This is a genomic window from Micromonospora aurantiaca ATCC 27029 (assembly GCF_000145235.1).
Lineage (GTDB): Bacteria > Actinomycetota > Actinomycetes > Mycobacteriales > Micromonosporaceae > Micromonospora > Micromonospora aurantiaca.
Genome location: NC_014391.1, coordinates 337694 through 359946, shown reverse-complemented (window position 1 = coordinate 359946; position 22253 = coordinate 337694). Strand labels below are relative to the sequence as shown.

The following is a 22253-nucleotide window of genomic DNA, read 5'->3' as shown; positions in this document are numbered from 1 at the left end:
CCGGCTGTGCTCCCGGGCCGGAATGTGGCACGGTGAGATCCAGGCACTTCCGGTCGGCGCCACGGCCGGAGGCGAGCGTGGGTGCGGAGGGGCGAGATGGGCGAGCAGGACGTTCCGGCGGAGAAGGTCCACCCGGGACCGACGCCCGACCCCGCCGACCCGGCCGGCGACGACGACCACGGTTCGGCCCCACCCGGGCCGATAGCCGTCGCGCGGGCGCGGGTGTCGGTCGCGGGCTCGGCCGTGCCGCCGCCCGCCGGTGACGAGCAGCCGCTGCCGCAGGCCGGCCCCACGACGTACCGGGCGGCCACCCCGGCGGACACCCCACCGCCGCTGGACCGGCGCCTCCCCGGTGCCACCGTGCCGCCGTCCAGCTGGTCCGCCTTCGCCGTGGGCGAACGCCAGGCGACGTCCCAGCCCGCCGCCGCGGAGGCCGACGGCGACGCCTCCCCGGGTACGCCCGGCAGTGCTCCGGCCGCCATCCCGGCACCCCGCGTCTCCGGTTCCGCACGCGTGCCCACGCCGCCCGTCGCAACCGCGGACGCGGCAGCACCGGCCGACGCCGCACCGGACCGCGACACCGCACCGGCCGAGCAGGCGGACGGGACCGCCGTCGGGCCGCAGGACGACTCCCAGTCCTCGGCAGCCGGTTCGGCCGAGTCTCCGCCGAACGCGGCGCCGGCCTCCGCGGCCGGCCGCCCGGCCCCGCTCACCGGCTCTTCCACACCCGCTGAGCAGGCCGGATCCGCACCCGCGCGGGCCAGCGCATCGGTACCCGGCCTGAGCCGTGTCTCCGCCGAGGAGGTCGCCGCCTCCGTGGTGGCCGCGCCGCCCGCCGCCGCCACCGTCTACCGGGCCGGTCCGGTGAACCCGGAACCGCCGGAGCCGGTCCAGCCGCCGGAGCCCGCGCAGCCCCCGGCGCCGAACGGCCCCGAGCCCGAGCCGGCGCCGACCCCGGTGCCCGGTCCGACGCCACCGTCGCCCGCGCCGCCGGTACCCGAGCCGGAACCACCGCTCCGGCCCACGCCACCCCTGCCCACGCCGCCCGCACCCGCCCCGCCGACGCCGACGCCCGGACCGGTGCCACCGATCCCCGGGCCGCCGGTACCGCCGCCGGGTCCGCCCGTACCCCCGCCCCCGCCCCCGCCGGGTCCGATGCCCGCGCCGCCGTTCCCGCCGCCACCGGCGATGACCGGCGGGCCGGGCCCACTGCCCGCGCCGCTGTTCCCCGCCCCGGCGCCCGGCCCGTCGTTCCCGCCCGCGCGGGCCGCCGTGCCGGGCCCGCCGGCCACGCCCGGCACGCCGGACGGTGCGCTGCCGTCGTGGGCCGCCGCACCCGTGTCGGCACCGCCGCCGCCAGTGGTGCCGGCCCCGGCGCTGCCGACCTGGCCGCCGCCGGCCACGACCGCCCGCGACGCCGACACGACCCGTCCGGTACGCCCCCAGCCCGCCGGCCCGGATCTCGCCGGCACCGCGTACGGCGGGACCGACGGGCCCGGTTTCGCCACCGTGTCGTTCCCGCAGGGCAACCCTCTGGAGAACTCCGGATCGCTGACCGGGCACATCCTGGCCCAGGGCTGGTCCGAGGAGGGCCCGGCGGCCCGGGGCGGCAACACCAAGGTGATCATCGTGCTGGCCGTCGCGCTGACCATGCTCATCGCGATCAGCCTGCTCGTGGTCTTCCTCGCCAACGACGCATTGAGCAGCCTGACCGGGACCATGCTCATCGAGTGACAGGGGTGAGCCCGCCCACTACGGCTTCGCGTTGCCGTGGCGGAGTCGGCGATGCGCCGTACACTTGTCTCCGATCACTGACCCGGCGCGCCCCGACTGCGCGCCCATGGGCGATCTTGCGGGCGATTCGGCGGCGTGACAGGCCGCGGCGGGCCATCGCGAAGATGCGCCCCGCTCGAGAGGTATTTCTTGACCACGTTCGCTGAATCCAGCACGTCCCCGTCCGTCGACCCGACGCCCGACACCGTCGACTTCGCCTCGCTCGGCCTGCCCCGGCAGGTCGTCGAGGTGCTCGCCCGGCAGGGCATCACCACCCCGTTCGAGATCCAGCGGGCCACGCTGCCCGACTCGCTCGCGGGCCGCGACGTCCTCGGCCGGGGCCAGACCGGCTCGGGCAAGACGCTCGCCTTCGGCCTGCCGGTGATCGCCCGGCTCGCCGACCGCAACCGGGCCCGGCCGCTGCACCCGCGCGCCCTGGTCCTGGTCCCCACCCGTGAACTGGCCATGCAGGTCAACGACGCGCTCATGCCGCTCGGCAAGGCGGTCGGCGTGTTCCTGAAGACCGCCGTCGGCGGCGTGCCGTACGACCGGCAGATCGACGCGCTGCGCCGCGGCGTGGAGATCGTCGTGGCCACCCCGGGACGGCTCGGCGACCTGATCGAGCGCGGCGTGTGCCGCCTCGACGACGTCGAGATCACCGTGCTGGACGAGGCCGACCAGATGGCGGACATGGGCTTCCTGCCCGAGGTCACCCAGCTGCTGGCGAAGACTCCGGCGGACGCGCAGCGACTGCTGTTCTCGGCCACTCTGGACAACGACGTCGACACGCTCGTCAAGCGGTTCATGACCGACCCGGTCACCCACTCGACCGCACCGGCCACCGCCGCCGTGTCCACCATGGATCACCACCTGCTGCTGATCCCGCCGCACGACAAGTTCGCCGTCGCCGCGTCCATCGCCGCCCGTGAGGGCCGCACCATGCTGTTCGCCCGTACGCAGCTCGGCGTGGACCGGCTGGTCGAGCAGCTCGCGGCCGTCGGTGTGCGGGCCGGTGGGCTGCACGGCGGCAAGACGCAGCGCATGCGTACCAAGACGCTCGCCGAGTTCCGCGAGGGCCGCACGCCCGTGCTGGTCGCGACCGACGTGGCGGCCCGCGGCATCCACGTCGACGGCGTCTCGCTGGTGCTGCACGTGGACCCGCCGAAGGACCCCAAGGACTACCTGCACCGGGCCGGCCGTACGGCTCGGGCCGGCGAGTCGGGCGCGGTGGCGACGCTGGTGCTGCCCAAGCAGCGCCGCACCACTCTGGCCATGATGGAGAAGGCGGGCGTCGAGCCGGCCGAGACCCGGGTCCGGGCGGGCGACGAGGCGCTGGCCGAGCTGACCGGCGCGCGCGAGCCCAGCGGCGTACCGGTGCGGGACGAGCCGGAGCCGCGACGCGGCGGCGGCTCGCGCCGCTTCGGCGACCGCGACGGCCGGGGCTTCGACCGGGGCGGCCGGGGCGGCTTCTCCGACCGTGGCGAGCGCCGGTTCGGCGACCGCGACGGCCGGGGCGAGCGCCGCTACGGCGACCGGCCCGCGGGCGAGCGGTCCGGCGACCGGTTCGCGGACCGCGGCGGTGACCGCCGGTTCGGCGACCGGCCGGCGGGTGAGCGCTACTCGGGCGAGCGATCCGGCGGCGAGCGCCGCTTCGGACGGCCGGAGCGCCGCGACGACCGCAGCTTCGGCGACCGGGGCGAGCGCAGCTTCGGCGACCGGCGGTCCGACGGCCGGAGCTTCGGCGAGCAGCGGTCCGACGACCGCGGCCAGCGCGGCGAGCGCTTCGGCGAGCGGGCCGACCGGCCGTACGGGGACCGGCAGCGACCGGCGACCGGACGCGGGTACGACCGCGACGAGCGGCGGTACGACGACCGGCCGAGCGGCTCGCGCGGCTTCGGTGACCGGCGCCAGGACGACCGCCCGCACGCCGAGCGGCGTTTCGGTGACCGGGGCGACGCGCGTCCGGCCGAGCGCCGGGCCGGCGGTTTCCGGGCCGAGGGGCGGGGCCGGGACGACAGGCGCGGCTTCGGCGGGCGCCCGCCGGCACGTACCCACTGATCTGAGCGCACCCACCGCCGCCGCCGAGCACCCGCTCGGCGGCGGCGGTGCGTCTGGGGTGATGTCGGCTCCCGTTCTAGCTGCGCGGTGTGAGGACGGGATACCGCCGGGTCGGCTCATTCCACAGCGACAGGCGATGACGAGGCCGCCAACCGGGCGGGGGCGTGGGGATGGTCTTGTCGATGGTCTGCCGGAGGCTGCGCCGAGCGGACCGGCCCCACGACCAGGCGACCCAGCAGCCGAACGCCTGGGCGATGACGGCGGCCAGCAGCAGCCCGGTGCCGATCGGGTCAGACATTGCGCACCGACCGCAGCCAGCCCAGGAACCGGATGTGCATCTCGGCGGGGTCCGGCGGCTCGGAGTAGAGCCTGGTCAGGTCATCGGTTGCCTGCCGCATCAGGGCAGCCAGATCGACGGCGAGGTGGCGCCGGTCGTGCTCGTAGTCAGCGACCAACTCGACCTTGGCGTTCTCGCAGGGCCAGTTGAGCAGGTCTGCCGTACAGACCCAAAGGGGTTTCAGCGGAGCGTGGCGCTGGGTCACTCGGGGCCCTCCTGCATGGTCGGCGTCCAGGTGGCACCCCCGTCCGCCGCGAACTCGCCACCGGACGGGGGGCCTGATCACATCGCACCCCAGCTCGCAGGGGGTTGTCAATCTGTAAGTGACAAATGACCACTGCGTGTCGTGCCTACTTTCGGCGTGTGAGACGACCACGCCTGTACGGGCCCGGCGAGCTGGCCGCCCTGTTCGGCGTATCGCGTCAGCGGGTCCTGCAGATCACCCGCCGCCCCGGGTTTCCCGAGCCGCTCGCCCGACTGATCGGCATGAACGTCTGGGACGCGGACGAGGTGGACGAGTGGGCCCGCCACAACCGGCCGCCCCGCCCCACAGAGGGCGACGAGCAGGGGTAATCAGTAGCGCTGGCCTGACGCCCGGGAACAGCGGGACATCCCGCTCGGCGGCGGCGTTCGCGCATCCGCTGCCGCCGACCGCCGGTTCGCGTAACGTCCGGTCCATGCCGAAGTCGCTCTTCTGGGCCCGGACCGACACCGCCGGCTCCGAGCACGTCGTGCTCGACGACGGTCAGGGGCTGACCGCGCAGGGTGTGGCGCTCGCCGTGGATCCGATCCCGTACACGTGCCGGTACCGCCTGACCGTCGGGCCCGACTGGTCGACGAACCGGCTGGAGGTCGAGTCCGAGGGCGCCGGCTGGTCGCGGAGCGTACGCCTGGAGCGGGGCCGGGTCGGGTGGCGCGTGCGTACCGGCGAGGAGGGTGACCTGGACGCGGCGCTGAGCGCGGCGGGCCACCCACCGGCGGGCCTGCCCGGTACCGACGACCCGGGCCGGCTGGCCGAGGCGCTCGACGTGGATCTGGGCGGTTCCCCGCTGACGAACACGCTGCCGATCCGCCGGATCGGGCTGGGGCGGCTGCCCGCCGACCTGGCCACGGCCGTGAATGTGGCGTGGGTGCTGCTGCCCGGCCTGGCCGTGGTGCCCGCCGAGCAGGTCTACACCTCGCTGGGTCCGGGCCGGGTCCGGTACGCGAGCGGCACGTTCACCGCCGACCTGGAGGTCGACCCGGACGGCTTCGTAGTGCGTTACCCGGGGCTGGCCGAGCGGGTCGACCCGCGCTGACCGGCCGGGGCCCCGGCTCAGGCGGTCGGCCAGGTGCCGTCGGTCAGGAACCGGTCGATGGTGGCGAGGTGCGGGGCGAGGTCGAGGCCCTGGGCGACCACCCACTCGTCGGAGTAGTAGGTGTCGACGTACCTGTCGCCCGGATCGCAGATCAGCGTGACCACCGAGCCGGTACGTCCGGCCGCGCGCATCTGCGCGATCAGCCCGAACGCGCCCCACAGGTTGGTGCCGGTGGAGCCGCCCACGCGGCGGCCGAGCACCGCCGAGCCGGCCCGCATCGCGGCGAGCGACGCGGCGTCCGGCACCTGCACCATCCGGTCCACCACGCTGGGCAGGAAGGACGCCTCGACCGTGGGCCGCCCGATGCCCTCGATCCGGGATCCGCGGTCGGTGCGTACCGACCAGTCACCGGCCTGCCAGGCGGGGTAGAACGCGGAGTTCTCCGGGTCCACCACGCAGAGCTTGGTGGGCAGCCGGCGATACCGGGCGTAGCGGCCGATGGTGGCGCTGGTGCCGCCGGTGCCGGCGCCGACCACGATCCAGGCGGGCACCGGGTGCCGTTCCAGCGCGAGCTGGGCGTAGATCGACTCGGCGATGTTGTTGTTGCCCCGCCAGTCGGTGGCCCGCTCGGCGTACGTGAACTGGTCCATGAACCGGCCGCCGCTGTCCTCGGCGAGCCAGCGCGCCTCCACCACGACCTTCGACGGGTCGTCCACCAGGTGGCAGCGTCCGCCCTGGAACTCGATCTGGGCGATCTTCTCCGGCGACGTGGAGGCGGGCATGACAGCGATGAACGGCAGCCCGAGCATCCGGGCGAAGTACGCCTCGGAGACAGCCGTCGACCCTGATGACGCCTCGACGATCGTGGTGTCCGGGCCGATCCAGCCGTTGCAGAGCCCGTAGAGGAACAGCGAGCGGGCCAGCCGGTGCTTCAGCGAGCCGGTGGGGTGCACCGACTCGTCCTTGAGGTAGAGGTCGATCCCCCACTCGCGGGGCAGCGGGAAGGGCAGCAGGTGGGTGTCGGCGGAGCGGTTGGCGTCCGCCTCGACCGTGGCGATGGCCTCGGTCACCCAGCGCCGGCTGGCCTCGTCGCACCGGTCGAGATGAGTCACGTCGGCAACGTTACAAGCGAGGTGGGCTCGGGTTTTCCCGGACCCGGCGGGCCTGCCGCCGCTGACCGGCCCGCCCGGTGGCCCGGATCACCGGCGTGAGGGCCAGGGCGAGCCGGGGGAAGGCGTCCAGGAGTCGTACCTGGGCACCGCGCCAACGCGGCAGGCTGACCACCGGCCGGGGCCGCCGGGCCAGCCGGACGGCCCGCGCGGCCACCCGCTCCGGCGTGAGCAGCGAGCCGGTGAAGGACGCCAGCGCTCCCGGGTCGTCCAGCTTGTCGTGCAGCATCGGCGTCCAGATCCCGTCCGGGCACAGGCACGACACGTGTACGCCCCGGACGCCCGCCATCCGCAGGTCGCTCAGAGTGCCGAGGCTGAACGCGAGCAGGGCGTGCTTGCTGGCCGCGTACACCGTCTCGCCCGGTGCGGCGATCAGCCCGGCCAGCGAGACGACGTTGAGCACGTGGCCGCGGCCCTGTTCGCGCATCACCGCGACGGCGGCGAGCGTGCCGTTGATCGCGCCGAGCGCGTTGACCTCGACCACCGCGCGCCGGGTCGGGGCGTCGTGCGCCCAGGACGGCCCGGTGACCAGGATGCCCGCGTTGTTCACCCAGAGCCCGAGGCCGCCGGGCGCGGCCGCCGCCTCGGCGGCGACGTCCGCGCAGGCGGATTCGTCGCGTACGTCGAGCGGGCGGGACCAGCCACCCAGCGGCGCGGCGGCAGCCGCCACGGCCCCGGCGTCGGTGTCGGTGAGCAGCACGTTCCACCCGTCGGCGTGCAGCGCGGCGGCGATGGCCCGCCCCAGCCCGCCGGCCGCACCTGTGACCACGGCGGCGCCGCGCTCCGAGCTCGTCATCGGCGCACGGTAACCGCAACCCCCGGCCCGGGGCCAGAGGCGTCAGGCGGTGGGCGGTTCCAGCGGCTGCGGGCGGTTCTCCCACTTGGTCGACAGGGCGATGCTGGTACGGGTGGACGCCACACCCGCCGTCCGGTTCAGCCGGACGATCAGCTGCTCCAGCTCGGCGATCGTGCCGACTCGCGCCTTGAGCAGGAAGGACTCGACGCCGGCCATGAAGTAGCAGGACTCGATCTCGGGGATGCGGCGGAACGCCTCCAGCACCTCGTCGGTGTCGGCGTCGGAGTCCTCGATGATGCCGATGAGCGCTGTGACGCCGAGCCCGATCGACTCCGGCTCGACCTCGGCCCGGTACGCCCGGATCACGCCGCTGGACTCCAGCTTGCCGACCCGCTCGTGCACGGCCGGGGCGGAGAGGCCGACCTGACGGGCCAGCTCGGCGTACGACAGACGGGCGTTGCCTCGCAACAACTCCACGAGGCTCAGGTCGATCGTGTCCACGGAGAGTGACCCTATCCGTTTGGCGACCACGGAACACTGTCGGTACCCGTGGATCAACCCTTCACAAACGTACGATCACGGGGGTTCTCCGCCTGTACCATTTCCTAACCTTCCCAGTGTGTGCGTTTTTCGCGTTTGGCGGACACGTCCGGTAGCCGGTGCTGTAATTGCCATACGTCCCTCATGACGGCTCTGGGCTCGCACCGGCCGGGGGCAGTGTGTTCAGCCGGGGGCTTCGTCGACGCGAGGAGGGGGCTGTGGACACTGGAGATCGCCTGCTGACACCGGGTGAGGTCGCTGCGCTGTTTCGGGTGGACCCGAAGACCGTGACCAGATGGGCAGCGGCCGGCCGGATCGGCAGTATCCGGACTCCAGGAGGGCACCGCCGGTTTCGGGAATCCGAGGTGCGGGCCCTGCTCGAGGGGGAGGGCATGCTGGACGAGGCGGAGGACATGGGCAAGGCCCGCAACATGGGCCCGACCGCTAACACCGGCCCCGGACCGGCGAACGCCGGCATGTACTGAACGGACGGGGCGCGGTCCGGCCGAGGGCCGCGCCCCGTACGTCGGCAACCGGGACCGTCAGTCCGGGTCCGCCTCCCGGCGGCCGGCTGCCAGCTCGCCGGACCACCGCCGGAACAGCGTGTGCTCGACACCGAGCGCGTCGAGCACCTTCCCGGCCACGAAGTCCACGAGCTGCCCGGCGGACGCCGCCGCCCCGGCGCCGTAGAAGCCCGGACTGGCCGGCAGCACCACCGCGCCGGCGTCGTGCAGCGCGATGAGATGTTCCAGGTGACTGCGGGTCACCGGCGTCTCCCGGGGCACCACGACCACCGGGCGGCGCTCCTTGAGGTTGACCTCGGCGGCGCGCTGGAGCAGATCCTTGGAGAGCCCGATGGCGATGCCGGCGCACGCGGCGGTGCTGGCGGGCACCACCGCCATGCCGCGTACCGGGTAGGAGCCGCTGCTCGGGCCGGCGGCCAGGTCACCGGCGGGCCAGTGCCGCAGGTCCGCGCCGGTGAGGTCGCGGTCGAGCCAGGCGGCCAGGTCCTCGGTCCAGTGCGCGTCCCGGAAGGGCCGGCCGGTCTCGTCCAGCACCGTCAGCCGGGCCGCCCGGGAGACGATCAGGTCCACCGCCTGGCCGGCGTCGAGCAGGCCCCGGACGACAGCCGCAGCGTACGGCGTCCCGGACGCCCCGGAGACACCCACCACCCATGGTTCGCGCATGCCCTCAAGCGTGCCTGGTCGCCGCGGACGGCGGGCGGCGACCCCCTTTCGGTCGCCCCGCCCGGGATGTCCAGAGGGTTCACGGAACGTCCCGCGGCATGAAATTCTTCGATCGGCGATCCACTTCCACGGAGGGGCCGGTGATGACGGCGGCGGTGCTGCGGGCGCTCCGCTCCGACTGCCCCATCCCGCCCCGCCTCTCCCCGTACGCCGACGACGTGCAGGGCTGGCTGGTGGCGCAGGTCGACCGGCTCGGTCTGCCGGCTGACCCGGCCACCCGGCAACGGCTGGCGCGGGCCGGCTTCGCCCGGTACGCCGGGCGCCTCTATCCGGACGCCACCGAGCCCGACCTGCGCGTGCTGACCACACTGTTCACCTGGTTCTTCCTCGTCGACGACGCCTGCGACGGGCGGGACGGCCTCACCCCGGCGCAGATCCGCGCGTTGCGTGACGGCGCGCTCGCCCTGCTGCGCGAGGGCCCGCGTGCCCGCCACCCGGGCTTCTCCGGCCCGCTGCGCCGGCTGCTGGTGCAGGCGTGGCGCGAGCCCCGCCGCCGGATGCCGGCCAGGTGGCGGCTGCGCTTCGCCGACGCGGTCGCCGACCACCTCGACGGGGTCCACCGGGAGGCCACCGCCACCACGTCCGGCCGCCCACCGGGCGTCGCCGAGTACGTACGGCTGCGCCGGGCCACGTCGGCGGCGTACGTGTCGTACCCGCTGATCGAGTTCGCGTCCGGGCGTCCGCTGCCCGACGCGGTCTACCACCATCCGGCACTACGGCGGCTCGCCGGCCTCGCCAACGACCTGCTGTCCTGGTTCAACGACATCGCCTCGCTGGAGCGCGACCGGGCCACCGGCGGCGGGCACAACCTGGTGCTGGCGACGGCGGCCGAGCGGGGCGTGCCGGTGCCGGCGGCGGTCGACCTGGTCGCGGGGCACTGGCGGGCCGAGATGGACCGGTTCGCGGCGCTCCTGGCGGCGGCGCCGTCGTTCGGCCCGACGCTCGACGACGCCGTCGCCAGCCATCTCGACGGGCTGGCCGCCGCCGTGCGCGGCACGGTCGACTGGACGCTGGAGAGCGCCCGCTACCCGGTCGCCGCGGCGTCCTGACCGGGTGCCCGGCGTTGCCGTCTACGGCCGCAGGCCGAGCCGGATCACCAGGTCGAGCAGCGCGAGGACGAACAACGCGATGCCGACGAAGCCGTTGGCGGTGAAGAACGCCCGGTTGACCTTGCTCAGGTCGGTGGGGCTGACCACCATGTGCTGGTAGGCGAAGGCGACAGCGGTGAGCGCCAGCCCGATCCACCACAGCCAGCCGAAGCCGACCCAGGCGCCGAACCAGATGAACAGCGCGAACGTCACCACGTGCGCGACCGTGGAGGCGTGCAGCGCGAAGCGCCGGCCGTACCGGGCGGGGACGCTGTGCACGCCGATCTCCCGGTCGATCTCCGAGTCCTGGCAGGCGTAGATCAGGTCGAAGCCGCCGATCCACAGGCCGACGGCGGCACCGAGCAGCCAGGCCGGGCCGGAGCCGTCGAGCGTGCCGGTGACCGCCAGCCAGGCGCCGACCGGGCCGACCGCCTGGGCCACCCCGAGGATGGCGTGCGGCCAGTTCGTGAACCGCTTGGCGTACGGGTAGACCACGAGCGGCACCACGGCGAGCGGCGCGAGCACCAGGCAGAGCGGGTTGAGCAGGGCGGCGGCGGCCAGGAACACCACGAGCGCGACGGCCGCGCCGGTCCAGGCCGTCCGCACGCTCACCGCGCCGGTGACCAGTTCCCGGTTCGCCGTACGCGGGTTCCGCGCGTCGATCCGCCGGTCGAGGATCCGGTTCGCGGCCATCGCGAACGTCCGCGCGCCGACCATCGCCACGGTGATCAGCAGCAGGTCTCCCCAGCGCACCCGGCCGCCGTTGAGCTGCATGGCGGTCAGCGCCGACAGGTACGCGAACGGCAACGCGAAGACCGAGTGCTCGATGGCGACGAGCTTGAGGAAGGACGAGACCCGGCCGGGTCGTTCCTGTACTGCCGCCGTCATCAGATCCCGTATTCCTTCCAGCGCTTGTCGACGAGCGAGACCACCTCGGGCGACATGCGCATCTCCTCCGGCCAGCCCCGGCTGTAGCCCTCCTCGGGCAGCTTGCGGGTCGCGTCGATGCCCGCCTTGCCACCCCAGAACTGCTGGTACGAGGCGTGGTCCAGGTGGTCCACCGGTCCCTCGGTGACCATCAGGTCGCGGGCGTAGTCGACGTTGCCGAAGGCGCGGAACGCGACCTCGTTGTAGTCGTGCACGTCGCAGTCCTCGTCGACGATCACGATCAGCTTGGTCAGCGACATCATGTGCGCGCCCCAGATCGCGTTCATGACCTTCTGCGCGTGCTTCGGGTAGCGCTTGCGGATCGACACGATCGCGCAGTTGTGGAAGACACCGGCGGCGGGCAGGTCGTAGTCGACGATGTCCGGGATCAGGAAGCGCAGCAGCGGCGCGAAGATCCGCTCGGTGGCCTTGCCGAGGCCGTGGTCCTCCTGCGGCGGCTGGGACGTGACGATCGAGTGGTAGACCGGGTCGCGCTGCATGGCCATGCACTCGATGTGCATCACCGGGAACGGCTCGACCGGCGTGTAGAAGCCGGTGTGGTCGCCGAACGGCCCCTCGGGCAGGCGCTCGCCCGGCTCGATGTAGCCCTCCAGCACGATCTGCGCGTGCGCCGGGACCTGCAACGGGACGGTCAGGCAGTCGACCATCTCGACCCGCTCACCGGCGAGGAACCCGGCGAACAGGTACTCGTCGATGTCGGCCGGCAGCGGCGCGCTGGCCGAGTACGCCACCACCGGGTCCGCGCCGATCGCGATCGCCACCGGCAGCCGCTGGCCGAGCCGCTCGGCGACCGCGTGGTGCGCGGTGGAGTTCTTGTGGATCTGCCAGTGCATGCCGATGGTGTTGTGCGAGTGCTGCTGGAGCCGGTAGAGCCCGAGGTTGCGCTTGCCGGTCTCCGGGTGCTTGGTGTGGGTCAGCCCGAAGTTGTGGAAGATCCCGCCGTCACCGGGCCACACCTGCAACCCGGGCAGCCGGTTCAGGTCGACGTCGTCGCCGCGGTAGACCACCTGCTGGCAGGGCGCGGTCTTGACCTTCTTCGGCGGCATCGACTTGAGCTGCATGACCTTGCCCAGGCCGCCCATCATCCCGGAGAAGCCCTGCGGCAGCTCCGGCTTGAGCATGTCGCCGATGCGCTCGCCGATCTCGTCGAGGTGCTCCACCCCGAGAGCCATCGCCATCCGCTTCTCGGTGCCGAACAGGTTGATCGCCACCGGCATCTCACCCCGGGTGGGGCGCTCGAACAGCAGCGCGGGCCCGCCGGCCCGGACGGTGCGGGTGACGATCTCGCTGATCTCCAGCGTGGGGTCGACCGGCGCGCTCACCCGCCGCAGCTCGCCCGCACGCTCCAGCGCCGCGAGGAAATCCTTCAGATCGGTGTACGGGAAGCGAGCCGCCATACCGCCCATCCTCCCGTACCCTCCTGCGGAGGTAAGGACGGGCCCCCTTTTAACGCCTCCGGTAGAGGAGGGGCCCCTTCTTAACACCCGCAGCTCAGGCGGCGGGCTGCCAGGCGTACGCGGCCAGCGGCTCGTCGAGCGGCGCCTCGGTGAGCCGGTTGGCGAACGTGGAGATCGTGTAGGTGCCGACGCCGAGCACCACGTCCAGCGCGTGCCGGGCCTGCCATCCGGCGGCGAGCAGCGCGTCCAGGTCGGCGTCGGGGACCGCGCCCCGGTGGTCGAGCACGGCGACTGTGAAGCGGCGCAGCGCCTCCAGCCGGGGGTCGGGCAGCGTCGCGCCGGTCCGCAGCGCCTCGATCAGCTCGGGCGCGGCGCCGTGCCGGACCAGCGTCGCGGTGTGCATGGCCACGCAGAGGTGGCAGCCGTTGCGGGTGGCGACGGTCAGCACGACCACCTCCCGTGCGACCGGGTCCAGGTCGGTGGCCTCGAACGCGGCGTTGGCGGCGAGGAAGCCCTTGAGCAGTTCGGGCGAGCCGGCCATCAGGCTCACGGCGGCGGGCAGGTGACCCAGCGAGCGGCGTACTCCGGCCATGACCGGGCGGGCGGCGGCGGGCGCGGTGTCCGGCTCGTACGCGGTGAAGCGGGACATGACAGGGCCCCTCTCGTAAGATGGTCAACGTGGTTGACGGAATAGTAAACGTGGTTGTCGAACATGGCAACGCCTGACCGCCCCGGCTTCGCGCTGCCGCTGCTCCTGCTCGCCGGTTTCCGTACGCTCGTCGACGACCTGCACGCCGAACTGGCCCGCCAGGGGCACCCCGAGCTGCGCCCGGCACACGGCTTCGTCCTCCAGGCCGTCGGCCCGGCCGGCACCACCGCCTCCGACCTCGGTCAACGCCTCGGCGTCTCCAAGCAGGCAGCGGGCAAGACTGTGGACCGGCTGGTCGCGCTCGGCTACCTGGAACGCGTGGACGACCCCGCCGACGCCCGCCGCAAGCTGGTCCGGATGACAGCGAAGGGCCGCGACGGCCTGCACCGCTCGGCTGTGGTCTTCGACGAGTTACGCGACCGCTGGGCGGCCACGCTCGGCGCCGACCGGGTCGCCGCCATCGAGGACGACCTGCGCCGGATGGTCCCCGCCGACGTGTTCCGCCTCGACATCCCCGGCTGGTTCGCCGGATGAGGCGCCGGCTCAGCGCCCGTAGAGAAGTGCCGGGTCGACCAGGACCACATCCGCCCGACCGGCCGCGGCGTCGACGAGGTCGTCCTCGAAGCCGTGGCCGCCGGCCAGCAGCAGCCGTGCTCCGGCCGCGTCGACGCCGGGTCGTCGTCGCACCAGCAGGGCCCGGATCCGTTCCAGCCGCTGGAGGTCGGCCCGGCCCAGCCGGCGACCCCACTTGACCTCACCGATCGCCAACAACGGGCGAGGGCCGTCGCCAGGTGGCGGCTCGCCCACCGCGACCAGGTCGAGTTCGTGACGCGTCCGGGTGTCCGGATCGGTCAGCGTCGCCGCGCTCACCTCCGCGACGTGCCCGCCGAGAAGCTCGGGTTCGGCGAAGCGGAGCGACCACTGCCGCACGATCTCCTCGAACCTGGGTCCGAGCACCGCGCTGGCGTAGCGGCGCTGCGAGCGACGCCAGACGTCGGCTCCGCGCCGCTGCTCCAGAGCCGTCCACGCCGGACGCATCACGGCCTGGTAGAAGGTGATCAACGGCTCGGTGATCCGGTAGCTGCTGCGACCGCTGCGCAGCGGGTCGGGCTCACGCAGCAGCAGTCCGGCGTCCTCCAGCACGGTCAGCGGGTGCTGGAGGTCGGTGGCCTTCCGCCCGATGTAGCCGGCGATGCCGCCCCGGCTGGCGTTCCCCTCCGCGACGGCGGCGAGAACCGAGTGGTACAGCGCCGTGTCCCGCAGGTCCGGGTCCTCGGCCAGCAGGTATCGGGCCTCGCGGAACAGCGGCCGGGCCGGGTTCAGGACCGTCCGCACGATCCACGCGTCGAAGTCGTCCGACCCGGCCGGGGTGTCGTCCTGGACGTACTCCCGGCGGTACGCGGGGGTGCCGCCGACGACGGAGAAGACGCGCACCGCCAGCAGCGGGTCGTCGATCTGCCAGAAGGCCGCCGCGGCGCGGAAGTCCAGTGGCTGCACCGGCAGTTCCAGGCCGGCCCGCCCGCGCAGCGGCGCCGACCCGGCGAGCAGTCCTCCCATGAAGGACAGCGCCGAGCCGCACAACAACAACCGCGCCCGGGATCCGGTCCGCTCCGGACGCCCGGGCGTCAGCGCATGCTGGATGATCGACGGCAGGTCACGGGCCGCACGCACCAGGTACGGGAACTCGTCGAGGACGACAGTGACGGGGCGTTCCCGTCCCAGCGCGAGCAGCGCGTCGACCGCAGCACCCCAGTCCGGCAGGTGGACGGGGCCGGGTGACCCGGAGTACGCGCCCAGCGCCTCACCCAACCGGCGCAGCGATTCCGTCGACGTCGCCTCGGTCGCGCCGAAGTAGAAGCCCTCGCTCGCCTGCGCCAGTTGGTACAGCAGCAGGGTCTTGCCCTGCCTCCGGCGGCCGCTGACCACGCCGAGCGTCGCGCCGGGCCGGTCGTCGGCCACGAACCGGGCCAGCTCGGCCCACTCGACGTCCCGGTCGAAGATCTCTGCGGGCTTTCCGAACAGCGGCATGCCGACACCACACTTCTTATAACTACAGTTCTAAGAAGTGTAGTCCTACATTCTGCGTCACTGACAGCTTCGCCGACGGCGGTTCATCATCGACGGATGGACGACGCATACGTGGTGGGTGACCCCGACGGCCTCAGCCCGCTTCAGGCCGAGATCCGCGACGCCGTGGCCCGCGAGCTGCACGCCCAGTTCGCGCTGCGGGCGGACCGCCTCGAACTGGCCGACCTGCCCGAGGTGGCCTACCAGGTCACGCGCCGGGTGGACGAGGTGCTGAGCGCGCGCCCGGTCACTACACCCCGGCGTACGAGTGCAGACCGGTGAAGAAGAAGTTCACGCCGAACAGGTTCATCATCACGGTCAGGAAGCCCACGATGGAGATCCAGGTGGCCACGTTGCGCTTCACGCTCGGCGTGGCCCGTGCGTGCAGGTAGCCCGCGTACACCACCCAGGAGATGAACGCCCAGGTCTCCTTGGGATCCCAGCCCCAGGCGCGACCCCAGGCCGCCTCGGCCCAGATCGCACCCGCGATCACCGCGAAGGTGAAGATCGGGAACGAGAAGGCGTGCAGCATGAAGGTCAGCCGCTCCAGCCCGGCCGCCTCCGGGAGGCGGCGGGCCAGGGTGTACGGGAAGCTGCGCCGCCCCTGCTCCCAGCCGGACCGCATCAGGTACGCGGCGGCGGGCACCACGCCCAGCAGGAAGATGCCCGAGGCGAAGATGATCGTCGAGACGTGGATGATGAACCACCACGACTGCAGCGCCGGCATCAGCGGCTCGATCGGCACGTAGAGCTTCAGCTCGGCGAACGCCAGCAGCAGCACCATGACCAGCGTCAGGAACAGCCCGAGCCGGCGCAGCCACGGCTGCTTCCAGAGCACCACGAGCCAGGCCGCCACACCGATCCAGGTGCCGGTCAGCACGAACTCGTACATGTTGCCCCAGGGCATCCGGTCGGCGGCGAGGCCCCGGGTGACCACGGCGCCCAGGTGCACGGCGGCGGCGAGCACTGTGAGCCAGGCGGCGATCCGGCCGGCCAGCACGGCCCGCGCGCCGGTGCGGTCCGGGCGCGGCGGCGTGGCCGCGACGGCCGGCTCGTCGATCGTGCCGCCGGCTCCGCCGACGCCCGCGCCGACCAGCTCCCGCGCCGGCGCGGCCGCGGGCACCTTCCGCGCGTTGCCCAGCGCGAACTCCACGGCGTGGCTGATCATCGCGATCAGGTACGCCAGGATCGCGAACGCGACCAGCTGGTCGGAGAGTGCGGACATCAGTCGTCTCCTTCTCGCGCCCGCCGCGCGTCCGGCGCGTCACCGCTCACCGCGGCGACGAGCTGCGCGAACTCGTCGGCGAACCCAGGGTGCTCGGTGCGCGGCAGCCCACCGGCCTCCACCAAACTACTACCGCTCGTCGGAGATCCGCCCTCGGGGGGCGAAACCCGGAACCAGACCCGGCGCCGCCGGGCGAACAGCGAGCCCATCAGGCCCAGCAGCAGCGTGCCGCTCGCCACCAGCAGCAACGTCTGCCCGGGCGCGTGCCGGACCGCGAGCGTGATGTACGGCTTGGTGCCGACGAACTCCAGCGTGCTGCCGTCGTCGAGGGTCCACTTCTCCCCCGGCCGCAGCAGCTTGGTGCCGATCTCCTTGAGCTTGCCGTCGTCGATCTGCCGCCGGTCCAGCGCGTAGACCGAGCCGGGGATGCCCGCGTCCAGCCCGAGGTTGCCCCGGTACGCGGTCAGGTTCACTGCCGGGTTCCGCTCGGCCGGGTACTGCGACGAGACGTACGGCGCGCTCTCCGGCGCGGTCGGCAGGTAGAGCCCGTCGAAGGCGATCTGCTGGTCCGGGGCACGCGCGCCGGTCTTCGGGTCGACGTTGGCGTCCGGGAAGATCGCCACGCCCTCCTCGGTCGCGTTGGAGTCACCGGTACGCAGGAACGGCGCCTCGCTGGTCTGGCTGCGGCCGTACTTGTCGGTGTACTTCAGCAGCGGCGCGTAGCCGTTGCCGAGCAGGTAGACGTTCGCCGAGCCGAGCCGCAGCGGCGAGTTGACCGAGAACCCGGCGGTCCGTTCCGTGCCGCCCGGCTCGTCCACGGTCACCGTGGCCCAGTAGCGGGACGCCAGCCCGGACGGCAGGTAGTCGGCCTCGAACTTCTCCAGCGTCAGGCAGAACGGCGGCAGGTCGGAGCTGTCCACGCGCGGGCCGAGCGACGCCTCGGCGTACTGCTGGCGGGTGTTGCAGAAGGCGTTGTCCTCGCCCGCCACCAGGATGCGGTTGCCGTGCCATCCGTACCAGGAACCGAGCGCCACCCCGAGCAGGACGGCGACCAGCGACACGTGGAAGAGCAGGTTGCCGGTCTCCTTGAGGTAGCCCTTCTCGGCGGAGACCTCGTCGCCGCGCACGGTGACCCGCCACCGGCGGCGGCGCAGCACCGCCGCGATCGCCTCGGGGTCGGCGGCGGCCGGGGCCTCCAGCACCGCGTGCTGGGGCAGCCGGTCGAACCGCTTCGGCGCGGCCGGCGGCTTCATCCGCAGCGCGCGGACGTGGTCGCGGGCGCGGGGCAGGATGCAGCCGATCAGCGAGGTGAACAGCAGCAGGTAGATCGCGGAGAACCAGACCGAGCCGAAGACCTCGAACGCGCCGATCTGGTTCAGCCGGGGCGCGAGGTCGGGGTGGTCGACGAACCACTGGTTGACGCGTTCCGGGTTGACGCCGCGCTGGGGCAGCACCGAGCCGGGGATGGCCGCGACGGCGAGCAGGAACAGCAGGATCAGCGCCGTACGCATGCTGGTGAGCTGCCGCCACGAGTTGCGCAGCAGGGCCAGCACCGGGTTGACCCGCCGCCGGGGCGCCTGCGCGGGTGGGGTCGACGGCCTGTCGTCAACGGTCGTCATCAGATGCTCACCTCGCCCACGCCCACGTTCGTCTGCAACCAGATCACCACGTTCACCCAGCCGCCGGTGATCAGCGCCAGGCCGATCGCGATCAGCAGCGCGCCGCCGATCCGGGTGACCCACCGGCTGTTGCGCCGGACGGCGCGGAACACCCCGAGCAGGCGCTGGAAGCCCAGCCCGAAGACGACGAACGGTATCCCCAACCCGAGGCAGTACGCCACGGCGAGCACCACGGCCCGGTCGGTCCCGCCCTCGGTAGCCGCCATGCCGAGCACCGCGCCGAGCGTCGGGCCGGTGCAGGGCAGCCAGCTGAGCGCGAAGACCGCGCCGAGCACCGGCGCGCCGAGCAACCCGGCGGAGGGCAGCCAGCGGATGCGGAACTCCCGCTGCATGCCGGGGATCACCCCGAGGTAGCCGAGGCCGAGCACCACCACGAGCGCGCCGATGACGATCTCCAGCGTGCGCTCGTACCGGAAGAAGAGCTTGCCGACGCCGGAGAAGAGGATCGCGGTGGCGACGAACACGACGGTGAAGCCCGCGATGAACAGCAGCGTGCCGGCGAGCACCCGGCCCTTGACGGCGGCGGTGGTCCGTTGCGGCGCCGCCCGCTCGGCGACGCTCACGCCACCCGAGCCGCCCGAGCCGCCCGCGCTGCTGCCGGCGGCGGCGCCGGTGTTAAGAAGGGGCCCTTCCTCTACCGGAGGCGTTAAAAGGGGGCCCTTCCTTGCACCCTCCAGGTCGGAGCCGGCCAAGCCGGTCACGTACGACAGGTAGCCGGGCATGAGCGGGAGCACGCACGGGGACAGGAAGCTGACCAGTCCGGCCAGCGCCGCCGCGCCGACCGCGAGCAGCAGCGGGCCGGACTCGGCGAGCTGGCGGAACGTCTCGCCCATCAGCGGGCGCCGTTCGGCGGCGGCGCCTCGGCGGCGATGTCCTCGACGATCGGCCGCAGTTCGTCGCGGGTGACGGCCCGGCGGATCACCACGGCGATCCGGCCCTCGCGGTCGAGCACGACCGTGGCCGGGGTGGTGTTCGGCGGGATGTCGAAGTTCAGCGCCTGACGGCTGGCCGGGTCGAAGATGCTCGGGTACGTGACCCGGCCCTCCTCGAAGGCGATCGCCTTGTCCTTGCTGTCCTGCACGTTGATGCCGAGGAACGTCACGCCGGAGCCCTTGGTGGCCTGGTAGGTGGCCTCCAGGTCGTCCGCCTCGGCGCGGCAGGGCGCGCACCAGGAGCCCCAGAAGTTGACCACGACGACCTGCCCGCGGTCGCGGGAGATGTCGTAGCTGCCGCCGGTGAGCAGTTCACCGCTCACCTTCGGCGTCTTGGAGCGCTGGTCCGGGGCGCAGGTGACAGTCGAGCCGTCGGCCGCGCACCGGCTCTCCTGGCTGCCGGAGGAACAGCCGACCAGCACCGTACCGGCGGTGACGGCGGCGAGCAGGGCGGCGGCGAGCCTCCGGGTGAGCATCAGGCCCCCTTGGCCGTCCGGGCGGTCGGCGAGATCGAGACGAGGTGGGCCGCCGGCTCGGAGTACCCGATACCGACGATCTTGGCGCCGTCGAAGTGGAACGAGGTGAGGCTGGCCAGGCCGCACTGGCGACGGCGCGGGTCGTGCCAGAGGCGCTTGCGCTCGACGTGCCTGCGCAGCGTCCAGATCGGGAGCTGGTGCGACACGAGCACCGCCTCCCGCCCCTCGGCGGCGACCCGGGCGGCGTGCAGCGCGGCGAACATGCGCTCGGCGATGGCCCGGTACGCCTCGCCCCAGGACGGGGTCACCGGGTCGCGGAGCACCCACCAGTTGCGCGGGTCGCGGAACGAGCCGTCACCCGGCGAGACCTTCTTGCCCTCGAACCAGTTCGCGCTCTCGATCAGGCGCTCGTCGACGCCGACGGAGAGACCGAACTGCGCCGCGATCGGCTCGGCGGTCTGCTGGGCCCGCTCCAGCGGGCTGGCCACCACGTGCACCACGGTCCGGTCGGCGAGCGCCTGCGCCGCCGCCTTGGCCATCTGCACGCCCAGCTCGGAGAGGCGGAACCCGGGCAGGCGGCCGTAGAGGATGCCGTCCGGGTTGTGCACCTCGCCGTGCCGCAGCACGTGCACCACAGTCTCCGCCACTGGTTACCCCCCGTGTCCCGCCGCTGCCGCCGCCCGCGCCGCCACCGGCAGGGCGGCGGCGATCTGCTCCCACGCGGCGTCGTCGATCGCGGTCGAGACGAACCACGACTCGAACGCGCTCGGCGGCAGGTAGACGCCACCGGCGAGCATCGCGTGGAAGAACGCCTTGAACGCCGGCACCACCTGGGTGCGGGCGCTGTCGTAGTCGTGCACGTCCGCGTCGGTGAAGAAGACCGAGAACATGTTGCCCGCGGTGGAGAGGCGGTGCGGCACGCCCGCCGCGGACAGCGCCTCGGTGGTCAGCTTGCCCAGCGCGGCGGCGGTCTCGTCGAGCCGCCGGTAGAGCGCGTCGTCGGCCAGCCGCAGCGTGGCCAGACCGGCCGCGCAGGCCAGCGGGTTGCCGGAGAGCGTGCCGGCCTGGTAGACCGGGCCGGCCGGGGCGAGCTTCGCCATGATCTCCGCGCGCCCGCCGAACGCCGCGGCGGGCAGGCCGCCACCCATGACCTTCCCGTACGTCCACAGGTCCGCGTCCGAGGGGTCGAGGCCGTGCCATCCGGCGCGGGACACCCGGAACCCGGTCATCACCTCGTCGACGATGAGCAGCGCGCCGTTGGCGTGGGCGATCCGGGCCAGCTCGGAGTTGAAACCGTCGCGGGGCGCGATCACGCCCATGTTGCCGGCGGCGGCCTCGGTGATGATCGCGGCGATGTGCCGCCCCTCGGCGGCGAACGCCTCCTCGACCGCGCGCAGGTCGTTGTACGGCAGCACGATGGTGTCGCCGGCCGCCGCGCCGGTCACGCCGGGCGAGTCGGGCAGGCCGAAGGTGGCCACGCCGGAGCCGGCGGCGGCGAGCAGCGCATCGGAGTGGCCGTGGTAGCAGCCGGAGAACTTGATGATCTTGGCGCGGCCGGTGAAGCCGCGGGCCAGCCGGATCGCCGACATGGTCGCCTCGGTGCCGGAGTTGACCAGGCGCACCTGCTCCACCGGCGTCCGCGCGATGATCTCCTCGGCCAGGTCGACCTCACCCGGCGTCGGCGTGCCGAAGCTGGTGCCGAGCGGCGCCGCCTCGCGCAGCGCCTCCACCACTGCCGGGTGCGCGTGACCGAGGATCAGCGGACCCCAGGAGCAGACCAGGTCGACGTAACGCCGACCGTCGGCGTCGAAGAGCCATGGACCCTCCCCCCGGACCATGAAGCGCGGGGTGCCGCCGACGGCACGGAACGCGCGCACGGGAGAGTTGACCCCGCCGGGCACGACGGCCTTGGCGCGGTCGAACAGGGCCTCGGAGGCCGGGGCGTCGGCCGGGTAACGGCCGGATCCGGCGGAAAAGGTCTCGGTCACGATGGGGCCATTGTGTCAGCGCCGGAGCGCTGCCTGGCAGGCACCCCGCAACGGGGGTTACCAGGCTCACCCGCCGCTCACCCGCCTGAGCGGCGCGGCGGACCGACGGCGATCCGCTCGACAGGCCCGTCGGTCGAGATCGCGATAGGCTGACCGGGTGGATCGTGCCGAACTGTCCATCACCGTACACCGGACGGGTGACGAAGCCGTGCTTCGCCTGGCCGGTGAGATCGACATGCTCACGGCCGCCCAGCTCTCGACAGTGGTGAACGAGGTGCTGGCGGATCCGCCCCCGCGCATCGTGCTCGACCTGGCCGGGGTCACGTTCTGCGACTCGCAGGGCCTCGGCACGCTCGTGGTGCTCAGCCGCAAGGCCAGCCACACCCAGTGCCTGCTGATGCTCACCAACGTCGGCGACTTCCTGATCCGCGTGCTGGACATCACCGGCCTCCGCAGCGCCCTGATGATCCGCAACGAAGCCACCCCGTAGCCCTCACCTCCGCCCTCCCCCGCGATCTTGCACTTGCGGCCCTCCGTGCGGGTGATTCGCCCGCTTTGCCGGGGCCACAAGTGCAAGATCAACGCG

General features: G+C 73.2%; 25 protein-coding genes. 9 read left to right on the top strand and 16 right to left on the bottom strand.

Annotation, left to right across the window (positions count from 1 at the left end; translation table 11 throughout):
* Positions 1-96 precede the first annotated feature (96 nt).
* On the top strand, positions 97-1734 hold the full coding sequence (locus MICAU_RS01805) for a hypothetical protein (RefSeq protein WP_013283564.1): 1638 nt from the start codon (positions 97-99) through the stop codon (positions 1732-1734).
* 189 nt (positions 1735-1923) lie between these two features.
* Positions 1924-3831 carry a DEAD/DEAH box helicase gene (locus MICAU_RS01800; RefSeq protein ID WP_013283563.1) on the top strand — a complete coding sequence of 636 codons (1908 nt, stop codon included), beginning with the start codon at positions 1924-1926 and terminating at the stop codon, positions 3829-3831.
* A 76-nt stretch (positions 3832-3907) separates the two neighbouring features.
* On the opposite strand, the gene MICAU_RS01795 is transcribed toward MICAU_RS01800, so the two are convergent.
* Complete coding sequence (locus MICAU_RS01795; RefSeq protein ID WP_013283562.1) at positions 3908-4129, bottom strand: hypothetical protein; 222 nt, start codon at positions 4127-4129, stop codon at positions 3908-3910.
* Entirely contained in the window at positions 4122-4373 is a 252-nt protein-coding gene (locus MICAU_RS01790) for a hypothetical protein (RefSeq protein ID WP_013283561.1), read from the bottom strand. The genes MICAU_RS01795 and MICAU_RS01790 overlap by 8 nt, the downstream gene beginning before the upstream one ends.
* A 158-nt stretch (positions 4374-4531) precedes the next feature.
* Here MICAU_RS01790 and MICAU_RS01785 point away from each other — a divergent pair, with 158 nt between their 5' ends.
* Both MICAU_RS01785 and MICAU_RS01780 read left to right on the top strand, forming a co-directional pair.
* Positions 4532-4741: a helix-turn-helix transcriptional regulator gene (locus tag MICAU_RS01785; RefSeq protein WP_041798756.1), complete on the top strand. Its 210-nt coding sequence runs from the start codon at positions 4532-4534 to the stop codon at positions 4739-4741.
* Positions 4742-4845: 104 nt separating this feature from the next.
* Positions 4846-5466 carry a putative glycolipid-binding domain-containing protein gene (locus tag MICAU_RS01780; protein WP_013283559.1) on the top strand — a complete coding sequence of 207 codons (621 nt, stop codon included), beginning with the start codon at positions 4846-4848 and terminating at the stop codon, positions 5464-5466.
* Positions 5467-5483: 17 nt separating this feature from the next.
* Here the strand turns inward: MICAU_RS01780 and cds1 are convergent, their stop codons facing one another.
* Genes cds1 through MICAU_RS01765 form a run of 3 tightly spaced genes read right to left on the bottom strand, consistent with a single transcriptional unit; the run spans position 5484 to position 7932 of the window.
* Positions 5484-6578: an L-cysteine desulfhydrase Cds1 gene (gene cds1, locus MICAU_RS01775; RefSeq protein WP_013283558.1), complete on the bottom strand. Its 1095-nt coding sequence runs from the start codon at positions 6576-6578 to the stop codon at positions 5484-5486.
* 10 nt (positions 6579-6588) lie between these two features.
* The gene (locus MICAU_RS01770) at positions 6589-7431 is read right to left on the bottom strand and encodes an SDR family NAD(P)-dependent oxidoreductase (RefSeq protein WP_013283557.1); all 843 of its coding nucleotides are present in this window, start codon (positions 7429-7431) and stop codon (positions 6589-6591) included.
* A gap of 42 nt (positions 7432-7473) precedes the next feature.
* Complete coding sequence (locus tag MICAU_RS01765; RefSeq protein ID WP_013283556.1) at positions 7474-7932, bottom strand: Lrp/AsnC family transcriptional regulator; 459 nt, start codon at positions 7930-7932, stop codon at positions 7474-7476.
* 257 nt (positions 7933-8189) lie between these two features.
* On the opposite strand from MICAU_RS01765, the gene MICAU_RS01760 reads away from it, so the two are divergent.
* Complete coding sequence (locus MICAU_RS01760) at positions 8190-8456, top strand: BldC family transcriptional regulator (RefSeq protein WP_013283555.1); 267 nt, start codon at positions 8190-8192, stop codon at positions 8454-8456.
* Positions 8457-8513: 57 nt separating this feature from the next.
* Here the strand turns inward: MICAU_RS01760 and MICAU_RS01755 are convergent, their stop codons facing one another.
* Complete coding sequence (locus MICAU_RS01755) at positions 8514-9158, bottom strand: UbiX family flavin prenyltransferase (RefSeq protein WP_013283554.1); 645 nt, start codon at positions 9156-9158, stop codon at positions 8514-8516.
* 143 nt (positions 9159-9301) lie between these two features.
* Here MICAU_RS01755 and MICAU_RS01750 point away from each other — a divergent pair, with 143 nt between their 5' ends.
* Positions 9302-10267, top strand: a complete 966-nt coding sequence (locus MICAU_RS01750; protein ID WP_013283553.1) for a terpene synthase family protein — start codon at positions 9302-9304, stop codon at positions 10265-10267.
* A gap of 21 nt (positions 10268-10288) precedes the next feature.
* Here the strand turns inward: MICAU_RS01750 and mqnP are convergent, their stop codons facing one another.
* From mqnP to MICAU_RS01735, 3 genes are all read right to left on the bottom strand, one after another.
* Positions 10289-11194 carry a menaquinone biosynthesis prenyltransferase MqnP gene (gene mqnP / locus MICAU_RS01745; RefSeq protein WP_013283552.1) on the bottom strand — a complete coding sequence of 302 codons (906 nt, stop codon included), beginning with the start codon at positions 11192-11194 and terminating at the stop codon, positions 10289-10291.
* Positions 11194-12651 (bottom strand): menaquinone biosynthesis decarboxylase, encoded by a 1458-nt coding sequence (locus tag MICAU_RS01740; RefSeq protein ID WP_041798754.1) that lies wholly within the window; start codon positions 12649-12651, stop codon positions 11194-11196. Before MICAU_RS01740 ends, mqnP begins: the two co-directional genes overlap by 1 nt.
* A gap of 94 nt (positions 12652-12745) precedes the next feature.
* Complete coding sequence (locus MICAU_RS01735; RefSeq protein ID WP_013283550.1) at positions 12746-13300, bottom strand: carboxymuconolactone decarboxylase family protein; 555 nt, start codon at positions 13298-13300, stop codon at positions 12746-12748.
* A gap of 63 nt (positions 13301-13363) precedes the next feature.
* Here MICAU_RS01735 and MICAU_RS01730 point away from each other — a divergent pair, with 63 nt between their 5' ends.
* Complete coding sequence (locus tag MICAU_RS01730) at positions 13364-13834, top strand: MarR family winged helix-turn-helix transcriptional regulator (protein ID WP_013283549.1); 471 nt, start codon at positions 13364-13366, stop codon at positions 13832-13834.
* Between the two features lie 9 nt (positions 13835-13843).
* Here the strand turns inward: MICAU_RS01730 and MICAU_RS01725 are convergent, their stop codons facing one another.
* Positions 13844-15328: an ATP-binding protein gene (locus MICAU_RS01725; protein ID WP_013283548.1), complete on the bottom strand. Its 1485-nt coding sequence runs from the start codon at positions 15326-15328 to the stop codon at positions 13844-13846.
* Between the two features lie 96 nt (positions 15329-15424).
* Between MICAU_RS01725 and MICAU_RS01720 the strand changes: the two genes are divergently transcribed.
* Entirely contained in the window at positions 15425-15649 is a 225-nt protein-coding gene (locus tag MICAU_RS01720) for a hypothetical protein (RefSeq protein WP_013283547.1), read from the top strand.
* Here MICAU_RS01720 and ccsB read toward each other — a convergent pair.
* From ccsB to hemL, 6 genes are read right to left on the bottom strand one after another with little or no spacing between them, the layout of a single operon-like run.
* Positions 15618-16592, bottom strand: coding sequence for a c-type cytochrome biogenesis protein CcsB (gene ccsB, locus MICAU_RS01715; protein ID WP_013283546.1), 975 nt, complete (start codon positions 16590-16592; stop codon positions 15618-15620). The two genes, MICAU_RS01720 and ccsB, sit on opposite strands and share 32 nt — an antisense overlap.
* Positions 16592-18211, bottom strand: a complete 1620-nt coding sequence (resB, locus tag MICAU_RS01710; RefSeq protein ID WP_013283545.1) for a cytochrome c biogenesis protein ResB — start codon at positions 18209-18211, stop codon at positions 16592-16594. The genes ccsB and resB overlap by 1 nt, the downstream gene beginning before the upstream one ends.
* A complete protein-coding gene (locus MICAU_RS01705; protein WP_013283544.1) occupies positions 18211-19104 on the bottom strand; it encodes a cytochrome c biogenesis CcdA family protein in 894 nt (297 codons plus the stop codon). Before MICAU_RS01705 ends, resB begins: the two co-directional genes overlap by 1 nt.
* Positions 19104-19679 carry a TlpA family protein disulfide reductase gene (locus MICAU_RS01700; RefSeq protein WP_013283543.1) on the bottom strand — a complete coding sequence of 192 codons (576 nt, stop codon included), beginning with the start codon at positions 19677-19679 and terminating at the stop codon, positions 19104-19106. The genes MICAU_RS01705 and MICAU_RS01700 overlap by 1 nt, the downstream gene beginning before the upstream one ends.
* Positions 19679-20326 carry a histidine phosphatase family protein gene (locus MICAU_RS01695; protein WP_013283542.1) on the bottom strand — a complete coding sequence of 216 codons (648 nt, stop codon included), beginning with the start codon at positions 20324-20326 and terminating at the stop codon, positions 19679-19681. Before MICAU_RS01695 ends, MICAU_RS01700 begins: the two co-directional genes overlap by 1 nt.
* 3 nt (positions 20327-20329) lie before the next feature.
* Complete coding sequence (hemL, locus tag MICAU_RS01690; protein ID WP_013283541.1) at positions 20330-21667, bottom strand: glutamate-1-semialdehyde 2,1-aminomutase; 1338 nt, start codon at positions 21665-21667, stop codon at positions 20330-20332.
* A 157-nt stretch (positions 21668-21824) separates the two neighbouring features.
* Between hemL and MICAU_RS01685 the strand changes: the two genes are divergently transcribed.
* Positions 21825-22157 carry an STAS domain-containing protein gene (locus tag MICAU_RS01685; protein WP_013283540.1) on the top strand — a complete coding sequence of 111 codons (333 nt, stop codon included), beginning with the start codon at positions 21825-21827 and terminating at the stop codon, positions 22155-22157.
* Positions 22158-22253: the final 96 nt, after the last annotated feature.

Bases quoted from the DNA above. Each gene is read 5' to 3' on its own strand.
- MICAU_RS01805 (WP_013283564.1), top strand. From the start codon at position 97: ATGGGCGAGCAGGACGTTCCGGCGGAGAAGGTCCACCCGGGACCGACG.
- MICAU_RS01795 (WP_013283562.1), bottom strand. From the start codon at position 4,129: ATGTCTGACCCGATCGGCACCGGGCTGCTGCTGGCCGCCGTCATCGCC.
- MICAU_RS01780 (WP_013283559.1), top strand. From the start codon at position 4,846: ATGCCGAAGTCGCTCTTCTGGGCCCGGACCGACACCGCCGGCTCCGAG.
- MICAU_RS01770 (WP_013283557.1), bottom strand. From the start codon at position 7,431: ATGACGAGCTCGGAGCGCGGCGCCGCCGTGGTCACAGGTGCGGCCGGC.
- MICAU_RS01755 (WP_013283554.1), bottom strand. From the start codon at position 9,158: ATGCGCGAACCATGGGTGGTGGGTGTCTCCGGGGCGTCCGGGACGCCG.
- MICAU_RS01750 (WP_013283553.1), top strand. From the start codon at position 9,302: ATGACGGCGGCGGTGCTGCGGGCGCTCCGCTCCGACTGCCCCATCCCG.
- mqnP (WP_013283552.1), bottom strand. From the start codon at position 11,194: ATGACGGCGGCAGTACAGGAACGACCCGGCCGGGTCTCGTCCTTCCTC.
- MICAU_RS01740 (WP_041798754.1), bottom strand. From the start codon at position 12,651: ATGGCGGCTCGCTTCCCGTACACCGATCTGAAGGATTTCCTCGCGGCG.
- MICAU_RS01735 (WP_013283550.1), bottom strand. From the start codon at position 13,300: ATGTCCCGCTTCACCGCGTACGAGCCGGACACCGCGCCCGCCGCCGCC.
- MICAU_RS01730 (WP_013283549.1), top strand. From the start codon at position 13,364: ATGGCAACGCCTGACCGCCCCGGCTTCGCGCTGCCGCTGCTCCTGCTC.
- MICAU_RS01725 (WP_013283548.1), bottom strand. From the start codon at position 15,328: ATGCCGCTGTTCGGAAAGCCCGCAGAGATCTTCGACCGGGACGTCGAG.
- MICAU_RS01720 (WP_013283547.1), top strand. From the start codon at position 15,425: ATGGACGACGCATACGTGGTGGGTGACCCCGACGGCCTCAGCCCGCTT.
- ccsB (WP_013283546.1), bottom strand. From the start codon at position 16,592: ATGTCCGCACTCTCCGACCAGCTGGTCGCGTTCGCGATCCTGGCGTAC.
- resB (WP_013283545.1), bottom strand. From the start codon at position 18,211: ATGACGACCGTTGACGACAGGCCGTCGACCCCACCCGCGCAGGCGCCC.
- MICAU_RS01705 (WP_013283544.1), bottom strand. From the start codon at position 19,104: ATGGGCGAGACGTTCCGCCAGCTCGCCGAGTCCGGCCCGCTGCTGCTC.
- MICAU_RS01700 (WP_013283543.1), bottom strand. From the start codon at position 19,679: ATGCTCACCCGGAGGCTCGCCGCCGCCCTGCTCGCCGCCGTCACCGCC.